We start from the raw sequence: 21,919 nt of genomic DNA on the forward strand, positions 1-21,919 counted from the left end.
GCCCGGGAGCGGGCCCGTGACACCGCCGTCGTCGCGGATCCGTGCCGTCGTCCGTCGTGGAGAAGGGGAACCGTCATGAGAACCGTCCGTCTGGGGAACTCGGGCCTCGAGGTGAGCGCCGTGGTGCTGGGCATGATGAGCTACGGGGACCCGGCCAGGGGAACGCACGCGTGGAGCGTGGGCCTCGACGAGGCCCGGGCGTTCGTGCGCCGCGCCCACGACGCCGGGATCACGACGTTCGACACGGCCAACGTGTACTCGCTGGGCTCCAGCGAGGAGATCACCGGCACGCTGCTCAAGGAGATCGCCCCGCGGGAGGAGCTCCAGATCGCCACCAAGGTCCACGGGCGGATGCGGGACGCCCGCAACGGCGGCGGGCTGAGCCGGGTGGCGATCATGCACGAGATCGACGCGTCGCTGCGGCGCCTGGGGACCGACTACGTCGACCTCTACCAGATCCACCGGTTCGACCCGCGGACCCCCGTCGAGGAGACCATGGAGGCCCTCCACGACGTCATGAAGGCCGGCAAGGCGCGCTATCTCGGCGCCTCGAGCATGTGGGCGTGGCAGTTCGCCCGGATGCAGCACGTCGCCGAGCTGCACGGCTGGACGAGGTTCGTCTCGATGCAGGACCAGTACAACCTGCTCGAGCGCGAGGAGGAACGCGAGATGCACCCGTTCTGCCGGGCCACCGGAGTGGGCGTGCTCCCGTGGAGCCCGCTCGCCCGCGGCAGGGTGGCACGGCCGTGGGGCGCCGCCGGCTCCGGGCCCCGGGAGCGCACCGACGCGTTCGGCCAGGGCCTCTACACCCAGGACGAGCAGGCGAACCGGGCGATCGTCGACGCGGTCGCGGCGGTCGCCGGCGAGCGCGGCGTGCCGATGGCCCAGGTCGCCCTCGCATGGGTCGCCGGCCGGCCCGCCGTCACGGCGCCGATCGTGGGCGCGACGAGGACGCACCACGTCGACGACGCCGTGGCCGCCGTCGAGCTGGAGCTGTCCGAGGAGGAGAGCCGCCGCCTCGAGGAGGCCTACACCCCGCGACACCCCTCCGGCTTCTGAGCCGCCCCGTACCGGGGTCCCCATCGGCGGCTCCCCGACGGCGCGGGCACCTGCCGGCACGGGCCATCGCGCGGCGCCGGCGCCCGTCGGCGCCGCGCCGTGCGGGCCCCTACTCGCGCAGCGCCCGGAGGTGCTCGACCGCCTGGGGCAGCACCTTCTTCAGATCGCCCACGATACCGAGATCGGCGATCTCGAAGACCGGCGCCTGCTCGTCCTTGTTCACGGCCACGATCGTCCCCGCCGTCTGCATCCCCGCGCGCTGCTGGACGGCCCCGGAGATCCCGCACGAGATGTAGAGCTGCGGGGAGACGGTGCGCCCGGTCTGGCCCACCTGCGCCTCGGGGCCGACCCACCCGGCGTCCACGGCAGCGCGCGAGGCCCCGATCGCCCCGCCGAGGGCGTCCGCGAGCTGCTCGAGCGGGCCGAAGTCCCCGCCCGTGCCTCGTCCACCGGCCACGACCACGCGCGCCTCGCCCAGCGCCGGGCGCCCGGAGGCCGGCAGCTCGGTGCGACCCACCACCCGGGCCGCGGGCACGGTGTCCTCGAGCGCGTGCGTGCGCACCCGCGGGCGCCGCGCCCCGGCCGGCGCCCCGTCCGGTGCCGCAGCGGTGCCGTCGGTGGTGCCGTCGGTGGTGATGCCGGTCCGGCGGTCCGCGGGGATCTCGACCGAGTTGGGCCGGACGGTGGCGATCAGCACCGGGCTCGTGGCCCGGCAGCGGGTGGTCCACCCCCCGGCGAGGACGGACTTGGTGGCCACGAGGCCCGCGTCGAGGGCGACCACGTCGGTGATCACCCCTGCTTCGAGCCGCACCCCGAGGCGGGCGGCGACGTCCTTGGCCTCGGGGGTGCCGGGGAGCAGCAGCACCGTGGCGCCGGTCTCCCGGGCGGCGGCCTCGGCGAGGGCGACCGCCGGCGTGGTCAGCCGGTCGCCGGGCCCGCCCTCCGGGGTGTGCACGGTGGCCACCGCGTGGGCGGCGAGCTCGTCGAGCAGGGCGTCGCCGGGCACGTCCGGGACGACGACGTGCGTCTCGCCCACGGTGCCCGCGAGCACGAGCAGCTCCCGGTCGGCGCGACGCAGCCGGTCGGCGGTGCCCAGCACCACGAGGGCCGCGGTCGCGCTCGTCGTGGTGCTCGTCGTGGTGCTCGTCGTCGTGCTCGTCGTCGTGGTCATGGTCGTCCTCCTCCCGCCCGGCGGGCGGGCGCGTGCGTATGGGGTCCTGCGGGGCGTGGCCGGGTCATCGGACGAGCTTGCGGGCCACGAGGAACTCGGCGAGGCGGATCCCGCCCTCGCCCTCGTCCCGCACGATCTCGCCGGCGGCCCGGGGCGGGCGCGGCACGGCGTCGAGCACCTCGGTGAGCGAGCCCGCGAGGCCCACGGCGCCGGCGTCCAGGCCGAGGCCCGCGACCGGCCACGTCTGCACCGGCTTCTTCTTGGCCGCCACGATCGCCTTGAAGTTGGGATAGCGGGGGGTGTTGGCCTGGTCCGTCACGGCCACGAGCGCCGGGAGGTCCGCGACGACCCGGAGGGACATGGTCTCGGTGTGCCGGGTGGCCGTGAGCGAGGCGCCGTCCTCGGCCAGCTCCAGCGAGCTCGCGAAGCCGATGTGGGCGAGGCCGAGCCGCTCGGCCAGCTGACCGGGGACCAGGGACGTCTCTCCGTCGGTGGAGGCCATGCCGGTGAGCACGAGGTCCACGGGCTTGTCCTCCTCGGCGGCGATCCGCTGCACCGCCGCGGCGAGCACACGGGCGGTGACCCAGGCGTCGGAGCCGGCGAGGGCGTCGTCGAGCACATGGAACCCGGCGTCGGCACCCCGCTGGAGGGCGCGCTTGAGCGCGTCCGTCGCGCCCTCCGGCCCCAGGGTGAGGGCGAGCACGCGGTGCCCGGCCGCTGCGCCGCCGTGGCTCTCGACGATCTGCACCGCGGCCTCGAGGGCGTACTCGTCGAGCTCGGAGAGGATCCCGGACGTGCGTTCGAGCAGGGGCGGGCTCCCCGCGAGGACGCGCTGCCCCGCGGCGTCGGGGACGTGCTTGACGGGGACGACGATCGTCAGGGGCTGGCTCATGGTCTCCTCCGGACGGACAGGGACGGGGCGGGACCGGACGGGCCCGGTCGGGGCGGTTCGTGCGGGCGGCCGGGGCCCTCAGGCGTCCGCGCGGCGCACGAGGCGCTCGGCGTGGCGGATCAGGGGCTCGTCGACCATCCGCCCGCGGAAGGTGAAGACGCCGGGGGCTCGGCGGGCTGCGTCGAGCAGCTCGCGGGCGGCCTCGAGCTCCTCGGCGTCGGGCCGGTAGGCGGCGCGGACGGTCTCGACCTGATCCGGGTGGATGCAGGCGGTGGCCGCGAAGCCGGAGGCCACCGCGTCCAGGGCCTCCTCGCGCAGCCCGTCGTGGTCGGCGATGTCGACGTGCACCGCGTCGATGGCGGGCCGGCCGGCGGCGCCTGCCGCGAGCAGGACGGTGGAGCGGGCGTGGCGGGCCACGTCCCGGTAGGCGCCGTCCCGGCGCCGGGACGAGCTGCCGCCGAGCGAGGCCACGAGGTCCTCGGCGCCCCACATCAGCGCGACCACATTGGGGGCCCGGGCGATCTCGGCCGCGTTGACCACGCCCTCCGCGGTCTCGCACAGCGCCACGACGCGGTGCAGGCCCAGCTCCGCGGCGACGGCGAGCCGCTCCGCGGAGGCGGTCTTGGGCAGCATCACGGTGGTGTAGGCGGTGTGCCGCAGGGCGACGAGGTCGTGGGCGAAGTCCTCGGTGTCCTCGGCGTTGATCCGCACGACCGTGCGGGCCGGGTCCAGGGGCGTGACCACGAGGGCGTCCCGGGCGGCAGGCTTGGCGGACGGTGCCACGGCGTCCTCGAGGTCGAGGATCACGGCGTCGGCGCGCTGCGCCGCCTTGGCGTAGCGCTCGGGGCGGTCGGCCGGGCAGAAGAGCAGGGCCGGGCCGAGGCCTAACGGGTCGGTCATCGGGTCTCCTTCGCCGGGGTTGTCGCCGGGGTTGTCGCCGGGGTTGTCGCCGGGGTTGTCGCCGGGGGTGTCGCCGGGGGTGTCGCCGGGGGTGTCGTTGCGGGGTGTCGCTGCGGGACGGCACCGCGCCGTGCCGCAGCGGTGATCACGGTGCGCTGTCACTGTGGGGCGGCCTCACGGGTCCACACGAGCACCGAGCGGGTGCACTCGGCTACCACGACGCCCTCCTGGTTGCGGCCCACGTGCTTCACGCGGACGATGCCCTGCCCGGGCCGGGAGGACGAGGGTCGCGTGCCGAGGACCTCGGAGGACGAATACAGGGTGTCGCCGTGGAAGAGCGGGTGCGGGAAGGCGACCGACTCGAAGCCGAGGTTCGCCACGATGGTGCCCTGGGTCAGCTGGGCCACGGACGCCCCCACGAGGGTCGAGAGGGTGAACATCGAGTTCACGAGCCGCCGGCCGAAGGGCTGGCGCCCGGACCAGGCGGCGTCCAGGTGCAGGGACTGGGTGTTCATGGTGAGGGTCGTGAACAGCACGTTGTCCGCCTCGGTCACGGTGCGGCCCGGGGCGTGCTCGTAGACCGTGCCGACCTCGAACTCCTCGAACCACAGCCCGCGCTGGCGGACCACCCTGCGCTCCTCGGTCATGGCGGCCTCCTCACAGCCCCAGCTCGCGGGCGATGAGCATGAGCTGCACCTCGGTGGTGCCCTCACCGACCTCGAGGATCTTGGCGTCCCGGTAGTGGCGGGCCACCCGGAACTCGTTGATGAACCCGTAGCCGCCGAAGACCTGGGTGGCGTCCCGGGCGTTGTCCATCGCGGCCTCCCCGGCCACGAGCTTGGCGATCGCGGCCTGCGTCTTGAACGGCCGGCCGGCGAGCATCCGGGAGGCGGCGTCGTAGTAGGCCAGCCGGGCGGTGTGAGCGCGGGCCTGCATGCGGGCGATCTTGAACGAGACGGCCTGGTTCTCCCCGATGGGGCGGCCGAAGGACTGCCGCTCCTGGGCGTAGCGCACGGACTCCTCCACGCAGCCCTGGGCCGCGCCCGTGGCCAGGGCCGCGATGGCGATGCGGCCCTCGTCCAGGATGGAGAGGAAGTTGGCGTAGCCGCGGCCCTCCTCCCCCAGCAGGTTCTCCTCGGGGACCCGGACGTCCTGGAGGGACAGCGGGTGGGTGTCCGAGGCGTTCCAGCCGACCTTGTCGTAGGCCTTCTCGGCGCGGAAGCCGGGGGTGTCCGCGGGGACGATGATCGTGGAGATCTCCTTCCGCACGCGCCCGTCCGGCAGTTCCGTGGTGCCGGTGACCGCGGTGACGTTCACCAAGCGGGTGATCTCGGTGCCGGAGTTGGTGATGAACTCCTTGGCGCCGTCGATCACCCACTGCCCGTCCTCCCGCCTCGCGGTGGTGCGGGTGCCGCCGGCGTCGGAGCCGGCCTCCGGCTCGGTGAGGCCGAACCCGGCGAGCGCCCGGCCCGCGGCGAGATCGGGGAGCCACCGCTGTTTCTGCTCCTCGGTGCCGAAGCGGAAGATGGGCATGGCGCCGAGGGAGACACCGGCCTCGAGGGTGATGGCCACGGACTGGTCCACCCGGGCGATCTGCTCCAGCGCCAGGCACAGGGCGAAGTAGTCCCCGCCCATCCCCCCGTACTCCTCGGGGAAGGGCAGGCCGAACAGGCCCATCTCGCCCATCTGCGCCACGACGTCGTAGGGGAACTCGTGGGCCGCGTCGTACCGCGCGGAGACCGGGGCGATCACCTCGTCGGCGAAGGCGCGGACGGTGTCGGAGAGGTCCTGGTACTCCTCGTCGAGCTCGAAGTTCATGGGCTGCGCTCCTGGTCGGTCGGGCGGGGATCGGTCGGGCGGGGATCGGCCGGGCGGGGATCGGCCGGCGGGGGCGTGCCGGGTGCTTCCAAGGTTCCGCCGGGCGTCCCGTCCGGGCGGCCGCCGGGCCTGTCGTCCCGGACGTCCCCGGGAAGGACGCCGGGGACGCCGTCCCCGGGCACGGCGTCGGGGACCACGCGGGCCAGCAGCTGGTGCAGCCGCACCTGCTCGCCGGCCCGCACGGAGACCTCGACGGTGCCGGCGGTGGGCGCGGTCAGGCGGTGCTCCATCTTCATGGCCTCGACCACCACCACGGTCTGGCCCTCCGCCACCCGGTCCCCGGTGGCGGCCGGGACGGCGACGACGGTGCCGGGCATGGGCGAGTGCAGCTCCGGGGCGGCGGGCCCGGCCGTGCGTTCCAGGGCGGCCAGCGCCCGCTCGAGCCGGTCCTCGCGGGTGAGGACCCGGAGCTCCACGGCGAATCCGTCCTCGCCCACCCAGACGCTGTCCCCGCCCGCACCGGCGGCCACGTGGACCACCCGCGACGTGCCGCCGGCCTCGAGCAGGTGCGCGGCCGGGCGACCCGGCAGCGGGCTCAGGCGCACGGCGGGGTCCACGACGGTCCGGCGGGGCTCCTCGAGCCCGTGGGCCAGCACCACCGCGGGCCGGGCGCGGCCGGTGGGCCGCCAGCCGTCCGGGCGGGACCAGGGGCTCGTGTCCCCGGCGGGGCGCGGGTCGGCGGGGTGGTGCCGGGCGAGGTGGGCGGCCGCGGCGGCGAAGTGGCTCTCGTCGGGGGCCGTGAACTCCAGCTCCGGCAGCCGCCGCTCGATAAGGGTGGTGTCCATGTCCCCGGCGCGCACCGCCGGATCGGCCAGCAGGGCGCGCAGGTACTCGGTGTTGGTGCCCACCCCGAGCACCACCGTGTCCGCCAGGGCCAGGTCCAGCCGGTCCAGGGCCTGGGCTCGGTCGGTCCCCCAGGCGACGACCTTGGCGAGCATCGGGTCGTAGTCCGAGCCCACTGCCAGTCCCGGCGCCAGCGAGGAGTCCACGCGGATCCCCGGGCCGGCGGCCTCCTCCAGCGCCAGCACGGCGCCGGCGGTGGGCAGGAAACCGCGGGCGGGGTCCTCGGCGTAGAGCCGGGCCTCGACCGCGTGGCCGCTGAGCACCACGTCCTCCTGCACCAGCCCCAGCGGCTCCCCCGCGGCGACGCGGAGCTGCTGCGCCACGAGGTCCACGCCCGTGACCAGTTCGGTGACGGGGTGCTCCACCTGCAGGCGGGTGTTCATCTCCATGAAGAAGAAGGTCTCGGGCTGGGCGGCGGGCACCAGGAACTCCACGGTGCCCGCCCCGGTGTAGCCCACGGAACGGGCGACCCGGCAGGCGGCCTCCCCGATCCGCTCCCGGGTGGCGGGGTCCAGCAGCGGTGAGGGCGCCTCCTCGATGACCTTCTGATGCCGCCGCTGCAGCGAGCACTCCCGCTCCCCGAGGTGGACCACGGCCCCGTGGGCGTCGGCGAGGACCTGCACCTCGATGTGCCGGGGGGACTCGATGAGCTGCTCCAGCAGCAGGGTGTCGTCCCCGAACGCGGCCGCGGCCACCCGCCGGGCCGTGGCGAGGGCCTCCGGCAGCTCGTCCGGGGTGGCCGCCACGTGCATGCCCTTGCCGCCGCCCCCGGCCGAGGGCTTGATCAGGACGGGGAAGTCCATGCCGGCGGCCGCGGCGACCAGGGCGTCATCGTCGAGCCCGGGTTCCGAGACCCCGGCGACCGTGGGCACCCCGGCGACGGACACGTGCCGCTTGGCGCGGATCTTGTCGCCCATGGTCTCGAGCGCCTCGGGCCCGGGGCCGATGAACACGATCCCCGCGGCCGCGCACGCCCGGACGAAGGCGGCGTTCTCGGACAGGAACCCGTAGCCGGGGTGGACGGCCTGCGCGCCGGTGGCGCGCGCCGCCCCGAGCACGGCCTCGATGCGCAGGTAGCTCTGCGCGGGGGCCGCCGGGCCCACGCACACGGCCACGTCGGCCTCGCGCACGTGCACGGCGTCGCGGTCGGCCTCGCTGTAGATCGCGACCGAGCGGATCCCCAGCTCCCGGAGCGTGCGGATGACCCGGCGGGCGATCTCCCCGCGGTTGGCCACGAGGACGACGTCGAAGCGGTGCGGGGGCGTGCTGGTGGTCACGGGGCTCACATCCGGAAGAGGCCGAAGGCCGGCTCGGGCAGCGGAGCTCGGGAGCAGACCTCGAGGGCCAGCCCGAGCACCTCCCGGGTGTCGGCAGGGGCGATCACGCCGTCGTCCCACAGCCGGGCGGTGGAGTACCAGGGGCTGCCCTGGGCCTCGTACCGGTCCCTGATCGGCGCCATGAACGCCTCGCGCTCGGCCGGGTCCCAGTCCTGCCCGCGGGCGGCCAGCTGGTCGGCCTTCACCGTGGCCAGCACCGAGGCGGCCTGGGTCCCGCCCATCACCGAGATCCGCGCCTGGGGCCACAGGAACAGGAACCGTGGGGAGTAGGCCCGTCCGCACATCGAGTAGTTGCCGGCCCCGAAGGACCCGCCGATCACCACGGTCAGCTTCGGCACCCGGGTGGTGGCCACGGCCGTGACCATCTTGGCGCCGTGCTTGGCGATGCCGCCGGCCTCGTAGTCGCGGCCCACCATGAAGCCGGTGATGTTCTGCAGGAACAGCAGCGGGATCCCCCGCTGGTCGCACAGCTCGACGAAGTGGGCGCCCTTCAGCGCCGACTCCCCGAAGAGCACCCCGTTGTTGGCCACGATCCCCACCGGGTGGCCGTGGACGTGGGCGAAGCCGGTGACCAGCGTGGTGCCGTACTCGGCCTTGAACTCGGCGAAACGGGACCCGTCCACGAGCCGGGCGATGACCTCGTGCACGTCGTAGCCGGCGTTGGGGTCCACCGGCACCGCGCCGGGGAGCTCGTCCTCGGCCACGGCCGGGGGCTCGGGACCGGCCACCGGCCAGGCGCGCGGCCCCGGGGGCGGCAGGGTCGCCACGATGTCCCGGACGATCTGCAGGGCGTGGACGTCGTTCTCCGCGAGGTGGTCGACCACCCCGGAGGTGCGGGCGTGCAGCTCTCCGCCGCCGAGCTCCTCCGCGGTGACCTCCTCGCCGGTGGCGGCCTTCACCAGCGGCGGCCCGCCCAGGAAGATGGTGCCCTGCTCCCGCACGATCACGGTCTCGTCGCTCATCGCCGGGACGTAGGCCCCGCCCGCGGTGCAGGAGCCGAGCACGGCCGCGAGCTGGGCGATCCCCGCCGCCGAGAGGTTGGCCTGGTTGTAGAAGATCCGCCCGAAGTGCTCCCGGTCCGGGAAGACCTCGTCCTGCAGCGGCAGGTACGCCCCGCCCGAGTCGACCAGGTAGACGCAGGGCAGCCGGTTCTCGAGGGCGATCTCCTGGGCGCGCAGGTGCTTCTTGACCGTCACGGGGAAGTAGGTGCCGCCCTTGACCGTGGCGTCGTTGCACACCACCATCACCTGCCGGCCGTGGACCAGGCCGATCCCGGCGATCACACCGGCCGCGGGGCACTCGTCGTCGTACATCCCCTCCGCGGCCAGCGCGCCGATCTCCAGGAACGGGCTGCCCTCGTCCAGGAGGTGCTCCACCCGCTCGCGCGGCAGCAGCTTGCCGCGGCCCACGTGCCGCTGCCGGGAGGACGCCGACCCGCCCTGCGCCGCCCGTTCCAGGCGCCGCGCCAGCTCCTCGGCGAGCTCCCGCTGGGCGGCCGCGTTGGCGGCGAACCCGGCATCACCCGGATCGACCTGGGTGCTCAGCACGCGCATCCGTTCCCTCCGATCCGGGCCGGGGACCCGGGGATGCCATTTCGGTTAATCTGGACTAACTTGGGCTTCAGGTTAGTGGTGACTCACTAGAATGTCCAGGAATCCGAGCCCGAGAGCAGGACCCGTGCCCACGACGCAGCGCAGCCCGAACCCGTCCACCACCGTGCGCGGGCAGGCCAAGGCCCAGCGGCGCGAGGACCTGCTCGCCGCCTCCGCGGCGCTCTTCGCCGAGCGCGGCTACGCAGGCGTCTCGATCGACGACATCGGTGCGGCCGCGGGGGTCAGCGGCCCCGCCGTCTACCGGCACTTCCCGAGCAAGCAGGCGGTCCTGGGCGCGATCCTGCTCGAGGTCAGCTCCGATCTGCTCGACCGGGGCCGCGAGGTGGTGGCCCGCTCCCCCGATCCGGCCCGGCGGCTGCGGTCGCTCGTCTCCTTCCAGGTGGAGTTCGCGCTGCACCGCCCCGCCGTGATCGTGGTGCAGGACCGGGAGCTGCCGAACCTCACCGAGGAGGACCGCCGCGCCGTGCGCCTCCTGCAGCGGGACTACGTGACGCTGTGGGTCGACGCCCTGCGCGAGCTGGCTCCCGCGCGCGACGTCGCGGAGCTCACCCTGCGCGCGCAGGCCGCCTTCGGGCTCATCAACTCGACCCCCCACTCCCTGCGCACGGCGCGCCGGCTGCGTGCCCCGCAGGACGCGGGGCGGCTCGACGTCGCCCGGGCCGCCCTCGAGGAGATGACCTGGGCCGCGCTGCGCACCGCGTTCGGTCCGACCCCCACCAGCACAGGAGGCACTCCGTGACCGAGACCCCGGCCGGCCGGCCCTTCGACCCGTCGTTCTACGCGGAGGAGCACGAGGAGTTCCGCGAGGTCGCCCGCGAGTTCACGACCCGCGAGGTGGCGCCGCACTACGCGCAGTGGGACGCCCAGCACATGATGCCCCGCAGCCTGTGGACGGCCGCCGGCGAGGCGGGCCTGCTCGGGCTCGCCGTACCCGAGGAGTACGGGGGCATGGGCCTGACGGACTACCGCTTCCGCGCCGTGCTCGACGAGGAGCTGGTCCGCCAGGGCGCCCTCGGCGTGGCCCTGGCGCTGCACCTGCACGACGACTGGGTGCTGCCCCACCTGCTCGCCCACGGCACCGACGAGCAGAAGCAGCGGTGGCTGCCGCGCATGCTCACGGGGGAGCTCGTCACCTCCGTGGCCTGGACCGAGCCGGGCGCGGGCTCGGACCTGCGCGGGGTGCGCACCCGCGCCGTGCGCGAGGGCGAGGAGTGGGTGCTCACCGGCCAGAAGACGTTCATCGGCAACGGGATCAGCGGGGACGCCGCCCTGGTCCTGGCGCGCACGGACGGCGGAAGCGGGCGCGCCGGGGAGGACGGCCTCAGCCTGTTCCTGGTGCACAAGGCGGACTCCCCCGGCTACGAGACCGGCAGCCAGCTCGACAAGATGGGGATCAAGGCCTCGGACACCGCCGAGCTGTTCTTCGAGGACGTCCGGGTCCCCGCCGCGAACCTCGTCGGCGCCGAGGGCTGCGGGCTGCGGCAGATCCGGCAGGTGCTGCCGCAGGGGCGGCTGGCGGTCGCCGTCGCCGCGAGCGCCGTGGCGCGCTCGACCCTGGAGAGCACCCTCCGGTACACCGGCGAGCGCACGGCCTTCGGCTCCCGGGTGCTCGACTTCCAGCACACCCGCTTCGAGCTCGCGGAGCTGACGGTCGAGGTGGAGGTCACCGAGGCCTACGTGCAGCGGGCGGTGCACGCGTTCAACGCCGGGGCCCTCGACGTGGTCGGGGCGTCCAAGGCCAAGTACTGGGCCGGCGAGCGGGCGAGGTCCGTCACCGACCGGTGCCTCCAGCTGCACGGCGGGTACGGCTACATCCTCGACTACCCCGTGGCGCAGGCCTACCTCGCGTCCCGGCTGCTGACGATCTTCGGGGGCACCAGCGAGATCCTGCGGGAGACGATCGGCCGGGCCGTGGCCGACGAGGTGTGAGGAGCCTCCGGGTCAGCGCGCCTCCAGGGACGCCCGCCCGGCCCGGCGGGCCCCCGGCGCGGCACCGAGCCGCTGGGACACCTCCCGGGCCGCGGCCGCGGCGGCGGCGGCGAGCAGCTCGGCCTGTTCGGGCGTGACCCGGTAGCGCGGGGCGGCGACCATGACGGCGGCGACGAGCTGGTCCCGGTGGTCGCGGACGGCGGCGGCGACCCCGACCTCCTCCACGGAGGTCTTGCCGTCGTTGAGGGCCACCCCGTCCTCGGCGACCTGCCGCAGGGACTCCAGGTAGACGTCGATGCTCGCCTCGGTGGGGTCGGGCAGTTCGACGATGCCGGACAGGAGCAGCGCCCGGACCCGCTCCGGCGGCTGCTCGGCGAGGAAGAGCTGCACCGAGGAGCTGAGGGCCGTGCTGTACCGGGTGCCCAGCGGAGTGGTGTGCTTGATCTGGCGCGGGCTGGGGATCTGCTCCACGCACACGGCCTGGTCCCCGTTCCAGACCAGCAGCGCACTGGTCTCACCGGTCTGCTCGGTGAGCTCGAGCAGCACGGGGTACGCGACCCGCCGCTCGTCCAGCTCCGCGAGCAGCGGCCCGGCCACGGAGATCAGCCCGAGCCCGAGACGGTAGCGCCGGGTCTGCGGGTCCCGCTCCACCACGTCCTCCCCCTCCAGGGTGGTCAGGAGCCGGGAGACGGTGCTCTTGTGCAGACCCACGCGGGCGGCGATCTCGGTGACCCCGAGCGTCGGTTCGTCCACGGAGAAGCAGCGGAGCACCCGCAGGGCGTGGGAGACGACGGATGCGGCGCGGGCTTCGCGCGAGGAGGCGCTGGCTGGTGATTCAGTCATAGGATCTCTCATTCTCCTGCACGGGGGCGGTCGCGCCACCGTGGGTGTCCGGGGGCGGGACCGCGTGTCGCGGTCCCGCCCCCGGACACCCGTGACGGCGCTGGAACCCGAGGACGGCTGCCTGCCGTGGCCGTCGTCGGGGCCGCCGCTGGGCGTGGGCGGCGGTCACGGCCGCGCGAGCGCGTCCGGGACCGGTTCCCGTCCGGCGGGGACCACGGGCTGCCGGGCCGGGATCTGCGCGGGCACCCGCGCCACGGCCGTGGCGTCCCCGCCGGCCCCGTCCGGCGAGGGGTCGTTGACCTCCCGCTCCAGGCGCTCCGTCTCCGCGGTGCGGGTCAGCAGCCGGCGGACCAGGTTGGCGATCATCAACAGGATGACGAAGGAGAACGGGAAGGCCCCGATGATGGTGCCGGTCTGCACCGTGTCGACCACCGCGGTGCCGCCGAGCGTGAGCAGGGTGACCGCGACGGCTGCGATGCTGGCGACGAGCACCACGCGGAAGAACGGCCCGGCCCGGCGGGGCGCGGAGACGAACTCGGCCAGGGCGTGGGCGCCGGAGTCCAGGGAGGTGACGTAGTAGGTGGCGACGAGCACGGTGGCCACCACGAGCAGCAGCGAACCGACGACGGGCACGGACTCCAGCATGACGAACAGGCCGCTGGAGGTGTCCGTCGCGACCGCCGCGGAGATGCCGCGGTCGCTGCGGTCGTCGTAGTGCAGGGCGGCCGAACCGATCACCCCGATCCACGCCATCACGATCAGGGAGGGGACCACGGTGACGCCGATGACGAACTCGCGGATGGTGCGACCACGGGAGATGCGCGCGATGAAGCCGGCGACGAACGGGCTGAAGGCGATGACCCAGCACCAGATGAACACGGTCCACCAGCCGTTCCAGCTGTCCTGCCACGTGGAGATGCCCTGACCCGCGGCCCCGGCGTCGGTCCAGAAGCTCATCGGCAGGAAGTTGGCGGCGAAGGAGCCGAAGGTCTGCGTGATGTTGGAGACGAGGAAGATCGTGGGACCGAAGACGAACACGGCCACGAGCAGCACGATGCTCAGGACCGAGTTGAGTTCGCTGATCCGCTTCATGCCCTTGTTGATGCCGAAGAAGGCGGAGACGGCGGTGAGCCCGCCCAGGCCCAGGATGACCAGCAGCCAGGTGCCCGAGCTCGGCGACAGCCCGGTGAAGGACGCGAGCCCCGAGCTGAACTGCAGGGCGGCGAAGCCGAAGGACGTCGCCAGGCCGAGGACGGTGGCGATGATGGCCAGCAGCTCCACGACCACGCCGGCCCCGCGCTGGGACCACTTCGGCAGGATGTCGACCGTGGCCTCGCGGAAGGTCAGGGTCTTGCCGAGGTTGTGGTGGGAGTAGGCGAGGCAGACCGCCACCACGCAGTACATGGCCCAGGCCGTGAGTCCCCAGTGGAAGTAGGACCACACCATGGCCCCCTCGGCCGAGCCGGCCCGGTCCGCGGGGACCACGGGGTTCTCGTCCCGGAGCAGGATCGGCTCGGCGACCGACCAGAAGATCAGGCCGATGCCCTGCCCGCAGGCGAAGAGCATCGAGTACCACGCGAACTTGCCGTGCTCCGGACGGGCGTCCGGACCACCGAGGCGGATCGCGCCGACGCGGCTGACGACCAGCCACCCGCAGACGGCGACCGCCACGAGCGAGTAGAGGATGAACAGCCACGTGAAGCTGCCGGTGACGAAGGTGCGCGCCGTGGAGATGGCCTCGGCGGCGCCGCCCGGGTTCATGGTCACCACCACCAGCACGGCGATGATGAGCAGGGGCGGGAGGACCGTGATCACGGCCCGGTCCAGGGCGGGCAGGTTCCGGCCCCGGAACCGCGGCACGGTCACGGCCTCGGTGGTGGCCGCCGCGGCGGCGTCTGGCTTCTTCATCTGGATCTCACTTCCCGAACTCGCTGGTGACCGCCCGGACGATTCCGGAACGGACGGTGTGGAGCAGCAGTTCGCCGCGCTCTGCAGTGGCGCCTGCCGGAGAGGAGAGGCATCCGGAGCCGGGGGTCCGGGCCGGGTCCTCGGGGAATATGTCGTAGGGGGTCAGCTCAGCGGGGGGATGGTCGGGGGCCCGTGACATGTCGACCTTGTCCGGGTGCAGGTGGAGCATCAGGGAGGTTTCGAGCACTCCCCCGTGCTCGATGTCCCAGCCGAGGAAGCCGTCGGGGAAGACGGCCGCCAGGGTGTCCTCGTCGACGAAGTCCCAGTAGGAGAGCAGCATGGCCCTGCTGCCCTCGAGGCCGAGGGCCCGGGCCTGCCGCACCGCGAGGTCCAGTCCTTCGTAGAGGAACTGATAGTTCTCGAAGTGGCCGTTGACCACCGCGAGCCGGCGGACGCCGTGGCGGAAGAACTCCAGGGCGATGTCCTGGGTCTGGAGCACGAGCGCCTGCCCGGACAGGCTGGCCGTGCCGGCGCGGTGATTGCCGCCGCCGGACCGGGGCTGGGACTTGTAGCCGTAGGCGAACGCCGGCGCCACCAGGGCGTCGAGCTCGTCCGCCGCAGCCAAGGAGATGGCGCGGGAGAGCATCGCGTCCACCCCCAGCGGCATGTGGGGGCCGTGCTGCTCCGTGGCTCCGGCGGGGATGAGCACCAGCCCCTGGCCGGTGGCCACGTACTCCTGATAGCTGTGCGCGTCGAGGTCCTCGAGAGAACGTGTGGTGACCACCGTGATCCTTCCGTTGCAGTGGATGTGGCGGGGGTGGATGTGGCGGGGGTGGATGTGGCGGGGGTGGATGTGGCCGGGGCGGATGTGGCCGGGGAGGTGCCGAGGAGGCGGGGGCGCACCGTGGGCGCCGCCGCCTCCGGTCGCCGGCTACGCGGACACGATGTTGTGCTCGGGGCCGTACGGGAACTTGGTGATGTTCTCCGCGCCGTCCTCGCCGACGACGAGGATGTCGTGCTCGCGGTAGCCGCCGGCGCCCGGCTGGCCCTCCGGGACGGTGATCATCGGCTCCATGGACACGACCATGCCCGGCTCCAGCACCGTGTCGATGTCCTCGCGCAGCTCCAGGCCGGCCTCACGGCCGTAGTAGTGGCTGAGCACGCCGAAGGAGTGCCCGTAGCCGAAGGTGCGGTTGGCCAGCAGTCCGTGGGAGATGTAGACCTCGTTGAGCTCCGCGGCGATGTCCTTGCACACCGCGCCGGGCTTGATCAGCTCCAGACCGCGCTCGTGGACCTCGACGTTGACCTCCCAGAGCTCCCGCGAGCGGGCGTCCGGCTCACCGAGGAACAGGGTGCGCTCCAGGGCCGTGTAGTAGCCCGACGTCATGGGGAAGCAGTTCAGGGACAGGATGTCCCCGCGCCGCAGCGTGCGGGTGGTGGCCCAGTTGTGGGCGCCGTCGGTGTTGATCCCGGACTGGAACCACACCCAGGTGTCGCGGACCTCGCGGTGCGGGAAGGTCCGGGCGATCTCGTGGACCATCGCCTCGGTGCCGATCAGCGCGACCTCGTACTCGCTGATGCCCTCGCGGATCGCGTTGCGGATGGCCTCGCCGCCGAGGTCCCCGATGCGGGCGCCCTGCTTGATGACCTCGATCTCCTCGGCGGACTTGAGCATGCGCTGGCGCATGGCGTCCTGGGAGACGTCGAGCAGCTCCGCGCCCTCGAAGGCGGCCTGGATGCGCCGGCGGGTCAGCAGCGGCAGGGCGTCGTCCTCCACGCCGAGCCGGCGGGCGGTGACGCCACGCTGGCGCAGGGCCTCCTGGAGCCCGTAGTAGAAGTTGTCGCGGCGCCAGTCCGTGTAGACGATGTTCTCGCCGTAGCTGGTGCGCCACGGCATGCCGGCGTCGATGTTGGCAGTGACCGTGACGGAGTCGTCGGCGGTGACGACCAGGGCGTAGTTGCGGCCGAACGTCGTGTACAGGAAGTCGGAGTAGTACTTGATGCCGTGGTAGCTGGTCAGGATGACGGCGTCGAGCTGCTGCTGGGCCATGATCCGCCGCAGGCCGGTCAGGCGGCGCTCGAACTCGGCGTCGGAGAAGGTCAGCTTCTCCTTCTGCCCGTTGTGCAGCACCTTCAGGCGCTCGAGCTCGGCGACGGAGGCGGCGGGGGCGGTGGTGGGCGAGGTGGTCATGGTCGTCCTTTCGTGGAGCGGACCCCGGACGGACTGTCCTGGGTGGATCGGGGGAGGCGCCGGACCACGGACTCGGGGTCGTACGTCCCGTCGGTGGGAGCGCAGAGCGTCATGGCGCCCCGTAGCTTTTGGTCCCGTCGCCCTCGGGTGACTTTTGTTGCGCTCATCACAACCGAGTTGCTTCACTGTAGGAAGTGACGTGCACCACGGTCAAGAGTCCTGGGGAGATTTCGCCGAACTCGCGGATTCGGACAGGAGTCGACGAGATTGATATGCAAAGATGTTGCAGTGAACGCAACAGAGGCATGTGCCCCCTGCCTCGACCGGCCCGGTGGGGGAAGGGACCGTCCCCGCAGGGCCGCAACATTCTTCCGCGCCTCGTATATAAGTGATATATCTATTGGCGACGACGGTGTGGGCTGCCTCACGATGAGGTGGGGCAGGACATGCGCCGCGGTCGGCCCGTGGTGACACGGGGCGCGAACCGGTCGATGGACGCGGAGGCGGCACCGATGCCCCCCGCCGGAGACCGCTGATCGGACGGTGAGACCGCCGTCCTGGGCGGGGCGCGGCACGCCACGTTCCCCGACGACACGACCGACGCCCGCTCGAACGCATCCTGAGGAGCACGATTCTGATGACCCATGTTCTGCCGTTCACCGAGATCGATCTGTCCGACCTCGAGGAGGTCGGGGGCAAGAACGCCTCGCTGGGGGAGTTGATCCGCAATCTGGACGCGGCCGGGGTCAAGGTGCCCGGCGGGTTCGCCACGACGGCGACTGCCTTCCGTGAGTTCCTGGCCACCGACGGGCTGGACGGGCGGATCGCGGAGGTCCTGGAGGGTCTGGACGCCGCCGATGTGGGGGCTCTGGCTGCGGCGGGGTCCCGGATCCGGTCGCTGATCCGGTCCGCGCCGCTGCCGGGTGCCCTGGAGGAGGCCATCCGCGCCTCTTACGCGCAGCTGGCCGCCGCCCAGCCGGCGGGGGTGGAGGTGTCCTGGGCGGTGCGCTCCAGTGCCACCGCCGAGGACCTGCCGGATGCATCCTTCGCCGGGCAGCAGGAGACGTTCCTCAACGTGCGCGGAGTGGAGAACGTGCTGGCGGCGGTCAAGGACGTCTTCGCCTCCCTGTACAACGACCGGGCGATCGCCTACCGGGTCCATCACGGCTTCGCCCACGCCGAGGTCGCGCTCTCGGCCGGGGTGCAGAAGATGGTGCGCTCGGACGTGGGCGCCTCGGGGGTGATGTTCACCATGGACACCGAGTCCGGGTTCACCGAAGCGGTGTTCATCACCTCCTCCTACGGCCTGGGGGAGGCGGTGGTGCAGGGGGCGGTGAACCCGGACGAGTTCTACGTCTACAAGCCGGCACTGGCCGCCAACCGCCCGGCGGTGCTCAAGCGCGGGCTGGGCGAGAAGGCCCTGCAGATGACCTACACGGACTCCGCGGAGCTGGGGGAGACCGTGGCATTCGTGCCCGTCCCGGCGGATCTGCGCGCTCGGTTCAGCCTCACCGACGCCGAGGTGGAGCAGCTGGCCCGGTACGCGGTGGCGATCGAGGACCACTACGGCCGGCCGATGGACATCGAGTGGGGCAAGGACGGGACCGACGGGGCCCTGTACATCCTGCAGGCCCGCCCCGAGACGGTGGTCTCGCGCCGGGGCGGCGGGGCCGTGTCGCGCTACCGGCTCCACGAGGACGGGCCGGTGCTGGCCGAGGGCCGGGCGATCGGCCAGCGCATCGGCGCCGGGCAGGTGCGCGTGCTGTCCTCGATCGGCCAGATGGGCTCCTTCCAGGACGGGGACGTGCTGGTGGCCTCGATGACGGACCCGGACTGGGAGCCGATCATGAAGAAGGCCGCCGCGATCGTCACCGACCGCGGCGGGCGCACCTGCCACGCGGCGATCATCGCGCGGGAACTGGGCATCCCGGCGGTGGTCGGGGCCGGCAACGCCACCGCGGTGCTGGCCGAGGGGGACCCGGTGACGGTCTCCTGCGCGCAGGGCGAGGCGGGACTGGTCTATGCCGGGCTGCTGGACTACACCGTGGAGGAGACCGCCCTGGGTGCCATGCCCGAGGCCCCGCTGAAGGTGATGATGAACGTGGGCACCCCGGAGCAGGCGTTCAGCTTCGCCCAGCTGCCCAACCATGGGGTGGGCCTGGCGCGGCTGGAGTTCATCATCAACCGCCAGATCGGCATCCACCCCCTGGCGCTGCTCGCGCTGGAGAACGGCAGCCCGGACCTGCCGGCCGACGTCGCCGCGCAGATCCAGGAGCGGATCGCCGCCTACGCCGGCCCCCGGGACTTCTACGTCAAACGCCTGGCCGAGGGCATCGCCACGATCGCCGCCGCCTTCGCCCCGGAACCGGTGATCATCCGGCTGTCGGACTTCAAGTCCAACGAGTACGCCAACCTGCTCGGCGGACCTCAGTTCGAACCGGCCGAGGAGAACCCCATGCTCGGGTTCCGCGGGGCCTCCCGGTACCTGTCCCCGGACTTCCGGGCGGCCTTCGAACTGGAGTGCGAAGCGGTCGTCCACGCCCGCACCACCATGGGGCTGCACAACATCAAGCTCATGGTCCCGTTCGTGCGCACCCTCGCCGAGGCCGAGGGCGTCATCGAGCTGCTGGCCGCCAACGGCCTGGCCCGCGGGGTCGACGGGCTGGAGATCGTGATGATGTGCGAGCTGCCCGCCAACGCGCTGCTGGCCGAGCAGTTCCTGGAGCACTTCGACGGGTTCTCCATCGGTTCCAACGACCTCACCCAGCTCACCCTGGGCCTGGACCGCGACTCCGCCCTGGTCGCCTCCTCCTTCGACGAGCGCGACCCGGCCGTGAAGAAGCTGCTGGCGATGGCCATCACCGCTTGCCGGGCCAAGGGCAAGTACGTCGGGATCTGCGGCCAGGGCCCCAGCGACCACCCCGAACTGGCCGCCTGGCTGCTGGAGCAGGGCATCGACTCCCTCTCGCTGAACCCCGACGCCGTGGTGGACACCTGGCTGGCCCTGACCCGCACCACCCACCAGCCCAGCGCCTGAGAGACCGCCCGTCCCGCGCGCCCCGCGCGCGGGACGGGCTGCTCGCGCGGGCACACCACAAGAGAGGCACACCAACCAGTGACCGACACCTGCCCGGTGGCGTTCTTCCTGTCGGACAGCACGGGGATCACCGCCGAGACCCTGGGCAACACCCTGATCACCCAGTTCCCCCAACAGCGCTTCGAGCGCCACACCGTGCCGTTCATCAACACGGCGGAGCGGGCACGGCAGGTCACGGCCCGGATCGACGCCGTGGCCGCCACCGGGCGGATGCCGGTCGTGTTCTCCACCGTCGTCGACCCGGACATCCGCGGCCTCCTCGCCGGCAGCCAGGGCTTCTTCGTGGACCTCTTCGGCACCCACCTCCCCCAGCTCGAGACCGCCCTGCACGCCACCGCGAACCTCCAACCGGGACGGGCCCACGGGCTCGGCGACGCCATCCGCTATCAGACGCGGATGGCCGCGGTCGAGTACGCCATGGAGCACGACGACGGCCAGTCCATTCGCGCCCTGGAGACGGCCGACCTGATCCTCATCGCCCCCTCGCGCTGCGGCAAGACCCCCACCAGCATGTACCTGGCCCTGCAGCACGGCGTCCGAGTCGCCAACTTCCCCCTCGTCGACGAGGACTTCGAACGCCGGGCTCTGCCGGCACCCGTCTCCCCCCACAGGCGCAAGTGCTTCGGGCTCACCTCACAACCCCTCAGACTCAGCCAGATCCGCCAGGAGCGACGACCGTCGACCGTCTACTCCTCCCTCCCCCAGTGCTCGTGGGAACTGCGCAATGCCGAGGAGATGTACGCCCTCAACAGCATTCCCCACGTCAACTCCGCCTCCATGTCCGTCGAGGAGATCTCCGCCACGATCCTCGACCGCATGGAGCTCGCCGAGGTCGACCACGAACAGACCGGCCACCTTCGGTGACGGTGCACCACGCGCGCCTGCGGCCGGACGTCCCGTCCGGCCGCAGGTGGCCCGCACCCCCGGGGACCGTTGCCGGCGCTCGTGCGCCGCTGGATGAGGCCGGAGCGCACGAGGCCGGCACGACTGCGGTGCGCGTTTCCGACATCGCCTCTGAGCGGAGGCGTCCTTCCCGGCGTCCCTTGACAGGGAGGATGATCCCCCGGAGACTCTTCCCACGAGCAGCGTTGCGCATTACGACACGCGTTGCACCAGATGAGCTGAGCCTGATCCGCGGTGGCGAGCGGGGTCCACGGTCGGCCTCCGCCCGCCGGCCAACGGCCACTGCGGACAGCGGCCGGACCCCTGACACGGAGAGGAAGACCTGATGCACCGAGCTCACCACACGGTGTCCAGGGGCAGGGTCCGGACCTTGCGCGTGGACACGGCACCCGATTCCCGGACCCACCATGTCTTCGAGGCGGCGCCATGAGCTCGGGCTGCGTCTCCGGGCAGATGCCGGTGCCGGACGTAGGCCGCCCCGAGCGCGCGCAGACCACGACCGCCTCGACCGGTGGGGACGGCTCCTCCGGTCGGGCGAGAGTGGAACGGCTGGTGACCGCGGGAACGTTCTCCCTCGACGGGGGCACCTGGGAGGTCGAGAACAACGTCTGGATCGTCGGTGACGACGAGCAGTGCATCGTCATCGACCCCGCTCACGACGCCGCTGCCGTCGCGGCGGCGGTGGGGATCCGCGACACACGAGCGATCCTCCTGACCCACGGCCACGACGACCACATCCGCGCCGTCCTCGAGGTGAGCGAGGCCCTCCGCGCGCCCGTGCACCTCCACCCTGACGACGCGATGCTGTGGGATCAGGTCCACCCGACGGCCCGCTTCGACGCCGGGATCGCCGACGGCGACCGCTTCACGGTGGCCGGAGCGCAGCTGGTGGCCCTCCACACCCCCGGGCACTCCCCCGGCTCGGTGTGCTTCTCCGCTCCCGCCCTCGGGAAGAACGGGGTGCTGTTCTCCGGGGACACCCTGTTCCAGGGCGGGCCCGGGGCCACCGGGCGGTCCTACTCCGACTTCGACGTCATCATCGAGTCCATCCGCAGCCGTCTGCTCACCCTGCCGGAGGGCACCGAGGTCCTCACCGGGCACGGTGAGCCCACCACGATCGGCTCCGAGAAACCCCACCTGCAGGAGTGGATCGCCCGCGGTCACTGACAGACCCCTGCCGGCCCGGCCCGGGTCGTCGCCCGCGCCGGGACACACCCTGACGTCCCCTCGCACCTCAACCACCACCAAGAGGCACCCCGCACCGGCGCACGGTCGGCGCGGTCGGCCTCACGACAAAAGGAGTCCCGTGTCCCACCATCCCATTCGTGTGGCCGTTGCCGGTGTCGGCAACTGTG

Annotated in this window: 17 protein-coding genes; 6 read left to right on the top strand and 11 right to left on the bottom strand. The window is 72.8% G+C overall.

What is annotated here, in order from left to right:
- Nucleotides 1–75 precede the first annotated feature (75 nt).
- Complete coding sequence (locus ABD220_RS14235; protein ID WP_344123629.1) at nt 76–1,059, top strand: aldo/keto reductase; 984 nt, start codon at nt 76–78, stop codon at nt 1,057–1,059.
- 109 nt (nt 1,060–1,168) lie between these two features.
- Here the strand turns inward: ABD220_RS14235 and ABD220_RS14240 are convergent, their stop codons facing one another.
- The 7 genes from ABD220_RS14240 to ABD220_RS14270 all read right to left on the bottom strand — a co-directional run bounded on the left by ABD220_RS14240 (nt 1,169) and on the right by ABD220_RS14270 (nt 9,633).
- Nucleotides 1,169–2,230 carry an electron transfer flavoprotein subunit alpha/FixB family protein gene (locus ABD220_RS14240; RefSeq protein WP_344123631.1) on the bottom strand — a complete coding sequence of 354 codons (1,062 nt, stop codon included), beginning with the start codon at nt 2,228–2,230 and terminating at the stop codon, nt 1,169–1,171.
- A 64-nt stretch (nt 2,231–2,294) separates the two neighbouring features.
- Entirely contained in the window at nt 2,295–3,122 is an 828-nt protein-coding gene (locus ABD220_RS14245; protein ID WP_344123633.1) for an electron transfer flavoprotein subunit beta/FixA family protein, read from the bottom strand.
- Between the two features lie 78 nt (nt 3,123–3,200).
- On the bottom strand, nt 3,201–4,022 hold the full coding sequence (locus ABD220_RS14250) for an HpcH/HpaI aldolase/citrate lyase family protein (RefSeq protein WP_344123635.1): 822 nt from the start codon (nt 4,020–4,022) through the stop codon (nt 3,201–3,203).
- A 158-nt stretch (nt 4,023–4,180) separates the two neighbouring features.
- A complete protein-coding gene (locus ABD220_RS14255) occupies nt 4,181–4,669 on the bottom strand; it encodes a MaoC family dehydratase (RefSeq protein ID WP_344123637.1) in 489 nt (162 codons plus the stop codon).
- A 10-nt stretch (nt 4,670–4,679) separates the two neighbouring features.
- Complete coding sequence (locus tag ABD220_RS14260; RefSeq protein WP_344123639.1) at nt 4,680–5,840, bottom strand: acyl-CoA dehydrogenase family protein; 1,161 nt, start codon at nt 5,838–5,840, stop codon at nt 4,680–4,682.
- A complete protein-coding gene (locus ABD220_RS14265) occupies nt 5,837–8,029 on the bottom strand; it encodes an ATP-binding protein (RefSeq protein WP_344123640.1) in 2,193 nt (730 codons plus the stop codon). Before ABD220_RS14265 ends, ABD220_RS14260 begins: the two co-directional genes overlap by 4 nt.
- Nucleotides 8,026–9,633, bottom strand: coding sequence for a carboxyl transferase domain-containing protein (locus tag ABD220_RS14270; protein ID WP_344123642.1), 1,608 nt, complete (start codon nt 9,631–9,633; stop codon nt 8,026–8,028). The genes ABD220_RS14265 and ABD220_RS14270 overlap by 4 nt, the downstream gene beginning before the upstream one ends.
- 124 nt (nt 9,634–9,757) lie before the next feature.
- Between ABD220_RS14270 and ABD220_RS14275 the strand changes: the two genes are divergently transcribed.
- Together ABD220_RS14275 and ABD220_RS14280 are read left to right on the top strand one after the other, a co-directional pair.
- Complete coding sequence (locus ABD220_RS14275) at nt 9,758–10,432, top strand: TetR/AcrR family transcriptional regulator (RefSeq protein WP_344123644.1); 675 nt, start codon at nt 9,758–9,760, stop codon at nt 10,430–10,432.
- Nucleotides 10,429–11,622 carry an acyl-CoA dehydrogenase family protein gene (locus tag ABD220_RS14280; RefSeq protein WP_344123646.1) on the top strand — a complete coding sequence of 398 codons (1,194 nt, stop codon included), beginning with the start codon at nt 10,429–10,431 and terminating at the stop codon, nt 11,620–11,622. The genes ABD220_RS14275 and ABD220_RS14280 overlap by 4 nt, the downstream gene beginning before the upstream one ends.
- Before the next feature lie 12 nt (nt 11,623–11,634).
- On the opposite strand, the gene ABD220_RS14285 is transcribed toward ABD220_RS14280, so the two are convergent.
- From ABD220_RS14285 to ABD220_RS14300, 4 genes are all read right to left on the bottom strand, one after another.
- Nucleotides 11,635–12,465, bottom strand: coding sequence for an IclR family transcriptional regulator (locus tag ABD220_RS14285; RefSeq protein ID WP_344123648.1), 831 nt, complete (start codon nt 12,463–12,465; stop codon nt 11,635–11,637).
- Nucleotides 12,466–12,630: 165 nt separating this feature from the next.
- On the bottom strand, nt 12,631–14,373 hold the full coding sequence (locus ABD220_RS14290; RefSeq protein WP_344123650.1) for a BCCT family transporter: 1,743 nt from the start codon (nt 14,371–14,373) through the stop codon (nt 12,631–12,633).
- 7 nt (nt 14,374–14,380) lie between these two features.
- A complete protein-coding gene (locus ABD220_RS14295) occupies nt 14,381–15,157 on the bottom strand; it encodes a creatininase (protein WP_344123652.1) in 777 nt (258 codons plus the stop codon).
- A gap of 147 nt (nt 15,158–15,304) precedes the next feature.
- Nucleotides 15,305–16,564: a M24 family metallopeptidase gene (locus ABD220_RS14300; RefSeq protein ID WP_344123653.1), complete on the bottom strand. Its 1,260-nt coding sequence runs from the start codon at nt 16,562–16,564 to the stop codon at nt 15,305–15,307.
- 637 nt (nt 16,565–17,201) lie between these two features.
- Here ABD220_RS14300 and ppsA point away from each other — a divergent pair.
- The 3 genes from ppsA (at nt 17,202) to ABD220_RS14315 (ending at nt 21,731) form a co-directional block, all read left to right on the top strand.
- Nucleotides 17,202–19,601, top strand: a complete 2,400-nt coding sequence (ppsA, locus tag ABD220_RS14305) for a phosphoenolpyruvate synthase (protein WP_344123654.1) — start codon at nt 17,202–17,204, stop codon at nt 19,599–19,601.
- 78 nt (nt 19,602–19,679) lie between these two features.
- Complete coding sequence (locus ABD220_RS14310; RefSeq protein ID WP_344123655.1) at nt 19,680–20,525, top strand: pyruvate, water dikinase regulatory protein; 846 nt, start codon at nt 19,680–19,682, stop codon at nt 20,523–20,525.
- A 465-nt stretch (nt 20,526–20,990) separates the two neighbouring features.
- Nucleotides 20,991–21,731, top strand: a complete 741-nt coding sequence (locus tag ABD220_RS14315) for an MBL fold metallo-hydrolase (RefSeq protein WP_344123656.1) — start codon at nt 20,991–20,993, stop codon at nt 21,729–21,731.
- Nucleotides 21,732–21,919 lie beyond the last annotated feature (188 nt).

The sequence above is a fragment of the Kocuria aegyptia genome, from assembly GCF_039530085.1.
In the GTDB taxonomy this organism is placed as follows: Bacteria; Actinomycetota; Actinomycetes; order Actinomycetales; family Micrococcaceae; genus Kocuria; species Kocuria aegyptia.